Origin of the sequence: Dietzia sp. B44, from assembly GCF_014145245.1 — a bacterium.
GTDB classification, from domain to species: Bacteria; Actinomycetota; Actinomycetes; order Mycobacteriales; family Mycobacteriaceae; genus Dietzia; species Dietzia natronolimnaea.
Map to the genome: position 1 here is coordinate 1 of NZ_JAALEF010000199.1, position 9,117 is coordinate 9,117.

A 9,117-nucleotide genomic window follows, 5' to 3' on the forward strand; every position below is an offset into this window, starting at 1 on the left:
TTACACCACTCTATGGGGCACTACTGCGAGACTCCCACCTACCTTCACCGCCGCCAGGGTTGTTGCACAACCCATAGGTTTCGAGACGTCTCACTCGGCGGGTGCAGCCGGGGGAGCGGCGCCACCCCAGAGGCGCCTCCCGACGAGCTCACTCGATCGCTTCCTACTCGCGCACTGTGTGCGCTTTCTGGTGCCGGTAGAGCGTCGCGCGGCTCCAGCCGACGAGGCGAGCAGCTTCTTCCGCCGTCCTGCCCCGCTTGCGCGCGTCGGCGACGACTTGGAGCTTCTCTGCAACCTCGACAGGATCGGAGAGGGGCCGGCCGAACTTCGTGCCGTTCTGGCGGGCCGCGGCGATGCCAGCATTCACACGCTCGACGATGAGCTCACGCTCGTACTCGGCAAGAGTGGCGAGCATGTTCAACATGAGACGGCCCGTTGACGTCGCGGGGTCGATGCCGTCAGAGATGGAGCGCACGTTGACGCCTCGCTCCCGCAGCAGGTTGACAGTGTTGAGGACGTCAATGAGGGATCGCCCCAAACGATCAACGCGCCACACGACAACGGTGTCGCCGGACTCTGCATGCTCAAGCAGTCGCTTCATGCCCGGGCGCTCGATCGCGGTCCGGCTCCCGGAGGTCACGTCAGCGAAGACGTCGCGCTTCTGTACGCCGACGTCGACGAGCGCGTCGAGCTGGAGCTGCGCATCCTGAGACGCGGTGCTGACGCGGGTATAGCCAAGGAGTCTCACTTTTACAGTTTGCCTCAGAAACCCCGCCGCTCGAGCAGGCTGAGACGATTCATGATGAGGCAAGTTTTCGAGACAAGCCGGGCCTCCGTTTTCCGGGGGAGTGGTCGGACCACGAGCAAGCCGCCGCGGTGTCTCGGAAACCTAATGATTGTCAACGCATGTCGATGTCCGTCATGCCTTGGATCCCGGACATTCGGGGGTGTGGTGCAGGAAAGCTGGGGAGGCGAGAAGCACCCGGGAAGCGGCGGTTGACGCGTCGCACTGGATGAAATTTCCATCACAGTTTTGGCGTGGAGTGTTCATCCACGGTTTGGTCGGACGCCACCGATGCGACATCTGGTCCTCCTAATTTGGGCGACGTGACCAGAACCGATCTTTCATCCTCACGCCTTTGGCGCGGCGACGGACAACCTCTGCTCGAGCAGATCCGCCTTGCAAGTGCATCGTTCTCCGAATCGGAGAAGCGAGTTGCGCGCTCGATCCACGCCGATCCGCGTGTCGTCATGACGAGCTCCGTGACGGAGTTCGCCCAGATATCTGGAACGTCGGTCGGGTCAGTTGTGCGGTTCTGCCAGAGGTTCGGTCTGCATGGCTTCCAAGAGTTCAAGCTCCTACTCTCGCGCGAAACCCCGCCCGATAGCCCGGGCCCGACCGATGCAGAGGATCCACTCATGAGCACTGTGCGGGGGACTCTGCGTGAAAGCGCGGACGCACTGGAAGCAACCGCCACTCACATCGACCTCAGCGACGTGACGACCATCGTCGACGCCCTAGCATCGGCCCGACGCATTCGGTTCGTAGCAGTGGGCACGTCCGCTCCGCTTGCCTCAGACGCAGCCTATCGACTTACGGCCCTCGGACTCGACGCGACGTTCACCCCCGACTTCATCGCCCAACACGTCGCCGTCCAGGGCCTTGATGAGCGCGACGTCTGCTTTGTCATCAGCCACACGGGATCGACGAAAACGACGCTCGAGGCGGCGCGCACCGCTGCCAATTCAGGAGCGAAAGTCATCGGCATCACGAGCTTCCTCACATCCCCGCTCACAGAGATCGCACACGCGCTGATCGTCGCGGGGAGCTCGGAGACGCGGCATCGAGTGGAGGCGATGACCAGCAGAATCGTGCATCTCTCACTTCTCGATGCCATCTACAGCGTGCTCACGATCCGAGTCAGCGGCGCGACGGAACGGCGTGACGAGGCCGAAAAACTCGTCAACTCCCACCGGATCTGATCCGGCTCGAGCCCCATAGACAGAGAGCGAAGATCGTGAACGGACAGGTCACCGACACCGACGGCAACCCGCTGGCGGACATCCGGGTAAGCGACGGGAACACCGTCGTGCATACTGCGGCCGACGGGAGGTTCCAGCTGGAGACGGACGCGCGTTTCGTGTTTGTGGTGCGTCCGGTGGGTTGGCGATGCAACCAATGGTACTTCGACGGTCGCGAATCCGAGGTGACCTTCACCCTGCAGGCGTCCCCAGTAACGCTTCCGCTTCGCTTCGCTCATCTCACGGACACGCACATCGGTGATGGCGGCAACTATCCGCAGCCCGCGGAACTTGGCACGGGTGAACGTTTGTCTACATTGCTGACCAAGATCGTCGAAGACCAACCGGACCTGCATTCCGCGATCATCACCGGTGACCTGACCGACCACGGCCTCCGCGAGCAATACCGCGAGTTCCGCGAAGCAATTTTCGACACACCAATCCCCGTGCATGTAATTCCCGGCAACCACGATCACATGACGGAACAGACGAGCGATGTCGTCAGCCGCAACGGCTACGCGATCCACTCCGGAGAACCGCGCCACTACGAAGCATTTCTCGGCCCGCGGTGGTATTCGTACGATCTTCCCGCACTGCACGTCGTCGCCATCGACTGGTTCACGCACGAGCTCGGCCGGGATCACGAACAGCAGAATGCCTGGCTGAGGGCCGACCTCGAAGCACTCGACGAGGACATTCCCTGGATCCTACTGTCGCATGATCAGCCAGGCTCCTCGATTCTCTCTGGGCTCCCGAGGCCCCCCATCGCTACATTCTCGGGGCATCGCCATACGTCGCGGGTCGTACGTACTGCGGACACGCTGCACGTCAACACTCCACCTGCGCTCTTCGGTGGCGTCGATCTTTCTCCGGCGACCTACCGCCTTATCACGTGGGACGGCGTAACGATCGGCGTCGAGACGCTCCCTACCGATCCGGATCCTGCCCAGACCCCCGCGGTACTCCTCCCAGCCGCGGCCGAAGCGGCGCGCTGGCGCCGGAGCGTCGGGACGCCCGGCCAGCGTGCCCCTTTCGCGATCGCCAAGGGCGTCATCGTTCTTCCCCTCGCCGATGACGACCACGCTTCGGGGGGTCTCTTCGCGGTCGACGCCGCGACGGGCGGGCTGCTCTGGCACGCCGACCTTGATGCTCCCGTGCGTTCGGCCCCCGTGGTGCACGGCGCGAGCGGCACGGTCCTGTGCACATCGGTATCCGGAACGACAGCGGCGTTCGAAATCTCCACGGGGCGACAGCTATGGCGGAAGCACACCCCCGACCCACTCAGGCTCTTCGGGTTCACTCCGCCAGCAATTCACGAGAATCTCGTCCTCGTGGGCGATCACTCCACCTTGCGCGCGCTCGACATCGACGACGGACACACGATCTGGGAGCGACGGGACATAGCGCCGTACCAGATCTTCGCCCTCCTCGCCGCGCCCGTCTTCTGGGAGCGACGGGCAGCCGACGACGCGTCGGCTCTCATCGTCTGGAGCGGATTCCCTGAGCCGCGAGTCCCTGTCCTCCTGGATCCGGAGACGGGCGAAACGTTCGGGGACCGACTTGCGGAGAGCAACACAGATCTCCTCGAATCGTTGCGCGGTTCGTCCCCCCTCCCGATCCGCACGCCGCTCATCGAACCTGCTACGGGTGATCTGATTGCGACCGGGATCACTGGAGTGTTCCGACGTCCCACGAACAACGACGCGGTGAGCTGGTTCCAAGCGAGCTCGATTCCGTGGAACCCGACGCCGCCGTACTGGACGCTGGAAGGAGTTCTGTTCTCCGACGCGGGAGGCAGCGTCTATCTCAGAGACGCGGCGAGCGGCGAGACACGCTGGCACGCAGAGGTCGCGGCTCGAAGTAATGCCTGCCTACTCACGTACAGGCGCACTCCTCATCCGCTCTTCGCGGCGCCGACGATCTTGGACAAGCAGGTCATCCTCCCAGCCCTCGACGGTGACATCATCACCCTCGATCTCGGTGATGGCGCCCTGCGCTCACGGTTCGCCACCGGCATCCCAATCCTCGTCTCCGTGCAGCGCTTCGAGGATACGACCGTCGTGCTCCACGCCGACGGCACACTCTGCGCCTACCCGAGCGCAATCGTGCAGGGGGAGGAGTCGTGAAGCACCGGAGTATCGGTTGGGTGCTCGTAGCACCCGCGCTCGCACTCATCGGATTGTTCGTGCTCTTGCCGGGCGTGCTTGCGCTCGTCGGCAGCCTCTTCCGCATCGATCTCGGCGACCGCACCGTATGGACCTGGGCCGGTATCGCGAACTACACGGCGATCCTCACCGACCCTGCGGTACAGCAGGCACTGTGGAACACGGTCGTCTACTCAGTCCTCACCATTGTTCCCAGCCTCGTGCTCGGACTCGGCACCGCCATGCTTGCGCACTCGTTTACTCGAGGTCGACCCGCGCTCCAAGTTCTGCTCTTTCTCCCCTTCGCCACCAATATGGTCGCGATGGCCGTCGTCTTCCGCTGGATCTTCGCGTCGAGAGGAGGCTTCGTCAACGAGGTCTTCGCCGTCGTCGGCATCGGACCCGTCAACTTCCTCGGCGATACCTCGACGGCGCTGTTCACTGTGGCTCTGGTGGGCATCTGGCGCCTGACATCCTTCGTGATGATCTTCTATCTCGCCGGCCTAACAAGTATTCCAACGGCGTTGCACGAGGCCGCCGCCGCCGACGGACTGGGCTCGTGGGCGAAGTTCCGACGGGTCACCCTTCCCCTGCTGCGCCCCATGACCGTGTTCGCGACGGTTATGGCCGTCCTGCAGTCGGTCCAGGTGTTCGACACCATCAACGTCATGACGGAAGGTGGCCCGCTCGGTTCCACCGAGACGGTGCTCACGATGACCTGGCGGCTTGGGTTCGTCTACTTCGACCTCGGCCAGGCGGCGGCGCTCGCATCAATGCTCCTTGTCGTCCTGGTTCTCATCGGAGTGATTCGGCGACGGGCATTTACTGGAGATAAGGAAACCGTATGACCACCAAAATCTCGCTCCGCCGCTCCCTGTCCCATTCTCTTCGGTGGCTGCTGGCTCTCGTTGCCATCACGATCTCGGTTTTCCCAGTGCTGTGGATGCTTCGCTTGTCGCTGTCTCCGGCTGACGAAGCAGTACTCGACGGTATCCAGCTCCTGCCGAGTTCTTTGGACTGGGGCAACTACGCACGAGCGTGGGAGAGTGCGGATCTCGGCCACGCAATGCTCAACGGAGCGCTGGTCACGGGCAGCATCCTGATCATCCAGATCATCACCGTGATCCCCGCGGGCTATGCGTTCGCAAAGCTCCGATTCCGAGGTCGCGACGCAGCCTTCGCTGTCATCCTCGCGTGTCTTCTGGTGCCGACGCAGGCTACAGCGCTGCCGTTGTACCTGGGCATCGGCTCCATCGGACTTGCGAATACCTTTGCGGCCTTGGTGCTCCCGTTCATGACCAGCGCGATCGGGATCTTTATGCTCCGTCAGCACATGATCACGATTCCCGACTCGCTCCTTGAGGCCGCGAAGGCGGACGGCCTCGGCACCCTCCGCACGCTCGTGCACGTCGTCGTCCCGTCGTCGATGCCGACGATCGCCGCGTTCGCAGTTTTGTCCGTCTTCACGCACTGGAACGACTATTTGTGGCCGCTACTAGTCGCCCGCGACCCTTCGCTGTACACACCGCCGCTGGCTCTTTCGATCTTCCAGCAGGCGGAGACCGGCACCGCGTACGGCGAGCTCGCTGCCGCAGCCATGCTCGTCACCCTCCCCATCGTGGTGCTGTTCATCGTCGCTCAACGCAAGTTCGTCACGGGCATCGCCGGTGGCGAACTGCCCGGGTGATGACAGTCAACCCGACTCCACAGTTTCACCTCCTCAATCCCACTTCCTATCTACGAAGGCGAAATCATGTCCCACTCACGCATCACACGAATGAGCGCATTGGGCGCCGGCCTCATCAGCTCCGTGCTCCTGCTCTCCGGGTGTTCCGCTCCCGCGGAAGAAGCTGCGCCTGCGACGCAGGCTGACATCGGGGAATGCTCACCGGACGGCGTCACCATCACCGCTCAGTACGCCAACCAGGGCCAAGCCGCGGCTGAGCTCGGCAAGAAGTCGATGGAGGAGACGTACCCCGGCCTCACAGTTGACCTCAAGGCCGCTCCCGAGGGAACGAGCTATGACGAGCTCACTCAGCAGATCGTCGCAGATATCGCTGCGGGATCCCGCCCGGACGTCATCATGCTAGGGCTCGATCAACTCCGATTCTGGGTCGAGAAATACAGCCCTCGCGAAATCGACCGGTCCTCGCTAAGAGACACCTACATCGACGACTACCTGGATGTCGGCACGCTCAACGGGAAAACTTACGTCGCACCCTTCCAGATCTCTGTTCCTGTGCTTTATACGAACACGACGCTCACGGAATCTGCGGGCGTCTCCGAGCTCCCGACCACGCATTCTGAGGTGCTCGACGGCGCTCGGCAGGTCCAAGAGAAGACAGATGTGACGACGCCGATCCAGATTCCTCGCGACAACATTGCCTGGTGGTTCGTGCAGGCTTTCGTCGGCAGCGGCGGGGCCGAGTACGCAAACGAGGATGGCACCGCTGGCTTTGACAACGAGGAGGGTTACGAGGCGCTGAAGATCTACGAAACCATCGGTGCAGAGAAGCTTCAAGACCCTGTGAGCTGGCAGGACTCGATCTCAGTCTTCTCCCGTGGAGAAGCTGCCTACTTCTTCGGCACACCCGCCGTGGGGGCCACCGTGGACGCCGCCGTCGGCGACTCCTTCGAGTGGACCATTTCCGACATGCCGATCCCCGATGGCGGAAGTGCTGTGCTCCCCGCTGGGGGTAACGGGTGGATGACCCTGTCCGACGATGAGTGCCGCTCGGCATACGCCGGAGAGCTCATCGGCGCGATGTTGGACCCCACGGTCATCGTGGAGAGCTCGAAAGCAAACAGCTATATCCCTGTGGATGTCGCCACGAAGACCGAGCTGCTGGAGCTGGCGGAAGCACAGGGACCGCTCGGATACGCATGGCGCTATGAGGGAGTTCCTGTTGCCGGAGGCGGTTGGCCCGGAGAGAGCCTCGCGCGCACGAATCAATACTTGCAGGACATGGTGCAGGGGATGATCGACCAGGCTCAGCCTTCCAAAGAGATCGTTCCCGAAACCGTCAGCCGCATCGACGCACTGTCGAACTAGCCAGGGAAGAAGCTCCGTCATGTCTGCTGAAGTATCCCTCCGGCATCTGTCTAAGCGTTTCGGCGACGTCACCGCCATCGGCGATATCCATCTGGACGTCGCCGCGGGCGAATCGCTTGTCGTCCTCGGCCCTTCCGGCTCGGGGAAGTCGACCCTCTTGAGGATCGTTGCGGGGCTCGATTCGCTGGACACCGGAGAAGTCGTCATCGGGGGCACACCGCAGCAAGACTTGCCTCCCCACAGAAGAGACGTCGCGATCGTCTTCCAACACTTCGCGCTTTATCCCCATCTCAGTGCGCTTGAGAACATCACGCTCGGCCTGCGACACGGCCTGCGCCTCACCCGCGAAGAGGCACGGGCGCGGGCAATCGACCTGGCGCGGCGCATGGGTATTGGAGAGCTGCTGTCCCGGAAGCCGCGACAGATGTCCGGCGGACAGCGTCAGCGTGTTGCACTCGCGCGGGCGCTCGCGCGCAACGCGCGCGTCGTTCTGCTCGACGAGCCGCTCTCGGGACTTGACGCCCAGCTCCACGTCGCGCTGCGCCAGGAAATCGCCGATCTGATGCGCGCGACCGGTGCGACGTCCATCCACGTCACCCATGATCAGAGCGACGCGATGGCGCTGGCCGATCGCATTGCTGTCATCCGCGCGGGTCGAATCGAGCAGATAGGTACTCCGGAAGAGATTTACCACGATCCCGCGACGTCATTCGTCGCTGGTTTCATCGGGTCGCCACCCATGAACCTCTTTGACGGAGAGCGCAGGGACGGGGGGTATCGCACCGTCTTCGGTGTGATCGCCTCACCGCCCGCCTCCCGCAGCGTCCTGGTCGGAGTGCGGCCGGAGCGTCTTCGCCTCCGAGAGGCCGCAGATTACCGAGCGACCGGCCTCGTCCATACGGTGATCTTCGAGGGAGAGACGCAGGTCCTTGAAATCACGGTGGATGGCGTCCCCGCCGCGGTTCGCACGGATCGCGGCGTCTCGGTTCATCGCGGCGAGTCCGTATCGATTGGCTTCAACGCATCGGACATTCTGCTGTTCGACGCCGAGACGGGTGCCCGATTGCCACGCGACGGTGCTCATGCCGAGTAGGGGCGGCGCCGTCCTGTGGGATCTCGATGGCACGCTCATCGACAGCGAGGCGAGCTGGGCGCACGCGTGCGCCCAGCTCTCGCGCGAGCTTGGAGCGCATCCCTGGGATCCTGAACCGGCAGAGATCTCGGGCATCTCCATTCCTGGTCTTGCGGATCTCCTCCGTGAGCGTGGAGCTCGTAGTGAACGCCGTGTGGTCGTGAAACTGCTGGCGGAACGAATGGAGGATCTCAATCGTCGCGACGGAGTCTTGTGGCGCCCGGGGGCGCTCGACCTGCTGGAGACCCTGCAGCGTGCGGGCGTTTGCCAAGGACTCGTCACGATGTCCCCCTCGCGCACCGCAGCCACCGTCCTCGAACAGCTACCTCACCCATACTTCGCCGACGTAACGACGGCAGATATGGTCACCCGTCCGAAACCCGACCCAGAGGCCTACCGGACAGCTCTCCGCAACTTACGCGTCTCTGGCTCGCAATCCGTGGCAATAGAAGACTCCACCATTGGGGTGCATAGCGCGCGAGGCGCGGGTCTCCGCGTGATCGCCGTACGGGGCTCCCAACCCGTCGAGGCACAGGATGGCATCCAGGTATGGGAGTCGTTCCGTCATCGCGGGATCGATGACGTGATCGCGGCGGGCTTGCGACTCTGAGGCGTCTCTGGATCGAAAGCAGTGCCAGTACCCCTGCGCGTTGCACTGGAAACAAGCTCGCGAAACCCATGAATCTAGAGATATCTCACCGGCCGCACTGACTCGACTAGTCCCCGGGGAGCGTCCTCTCGAGTAGTGCCCCATAGAGTGGTGTAAC

Annotated in this window: 8 protein-coding genes; 7 read left to right on the forward strand and 1 reads right to left on the reverse strand. The window is 63.1% G+C overall.

Going from position 1 to position 9,117, the window contains the following annotated elements; translation table 11 throughout:
• Positions 1-163: 163 nt before the first annotated feature.
• On the reverse strand, positions 164-748 hold the full coding sequence (locus tag G6017_RS07375) for a recombinase family protein (protein WP_069388523.1): 585 nt from the start codon (positions 746-748) through the stop codon (positions 164-166).
• 359 nt (positions 749-1,107) lie between these two features.
• On the opposite strand from G6017_RS07375, the gene G6017_RS07380 reads away from it, so the two are divergent.
• The 7 genes from G6017_RS07380 (at position 1,108) to G6017_RS07410 (ending at position 8,960) form a co-directional block, all read left to right on the forward strand.
• A complete protein-coding gene (locus G6017_RS07380) occupies positions 1,108-1,983 on the forward strand; it encodes an SIS domain-containing protein (protein ID WP_167492488.1) in 876 nt (291 codons plus the stop codon).
• Between the two features lie 35 nt (positions 1,984-2,018).
• Positions 2,019-4,148 (forward strand): BamB-related PQQ repeat family beta-propellar protein, encoded by a 2,130-nt coding sequence (locus G6017_RS07385; protein WP_069388522.1) that lies wholly within the window; start codon positions 2,019-2,021, stop codon positions 4,146-4,148.
• Positions 4,145-5,014 carry a carbohydrate ABC transporter permease gene (locus G6017_RS07390; protein WP_227022450.1) on the forward strand — a complete coding sequence of 290 codons (870 nt, stop codon included), beginning with the start codon at positions 4,145-4,147 and terminating at the stop codon, positions 5,012-5,014. The genes G6017_RS07385 and G6017_RS07390 overlap by 4 nt, the downstream gene beginning before the upstream one ends.
• Positions 5,011-5,853 (forward strand): carbohydrate ABC transporter permease, encoded by an 843-nt coding sequence (locus G6017_RS07395; RefSeq protein WP_069388521.1) that lies wholly within the window; start codon positions 5,011-5,013, stop codon positions 5,851-5,853. The genes G6017_RS07390 and G6017_RS07395 overlap by 4 nt, the downstream gene beginning before the upstream one ends.
• A 90-nt stretch (positions 5,854-5,943) precedes the next feature.
• Positions 5,944-7,218 (forward strand): ABC transporter substrate-binding protein, encoded by a 1,275-nt coding sequence (locus tag G6017_RS07400; RefSeq protein WP_182616730.1) that lies wholly within the window; start codon positions 5,944-5,946, stop codon positions 7,216-7,218.
• A 19-nt stretch (positions 7,219-7,237) separates the two neighbouring features.
• Positions 7,238-8,311, forward strand: a complete 1,074-nt coding sequence (locus G6017_RS07405) for an ABC transporter ATP-binding protein (protein ID WP_069388519.1) — start codon at positions 7,238-7,240, stop codon at positions 8,309-8,311.
• Entirely contained in the window at positions 8,301-8,960 is a 660-nt protein-coding gene (locus G6017_RS07410) for an HAD family hydrolase (RefSeq protein WP_141236373.1), read from the forward strand. The genes G6017_RS07405 and G6017_RS07410 overlap by 11 nt, the downstream gene beginning before the upstream one ends.
• Positions 8,961-9,117 lie beyond the last annotated feature (157 nt).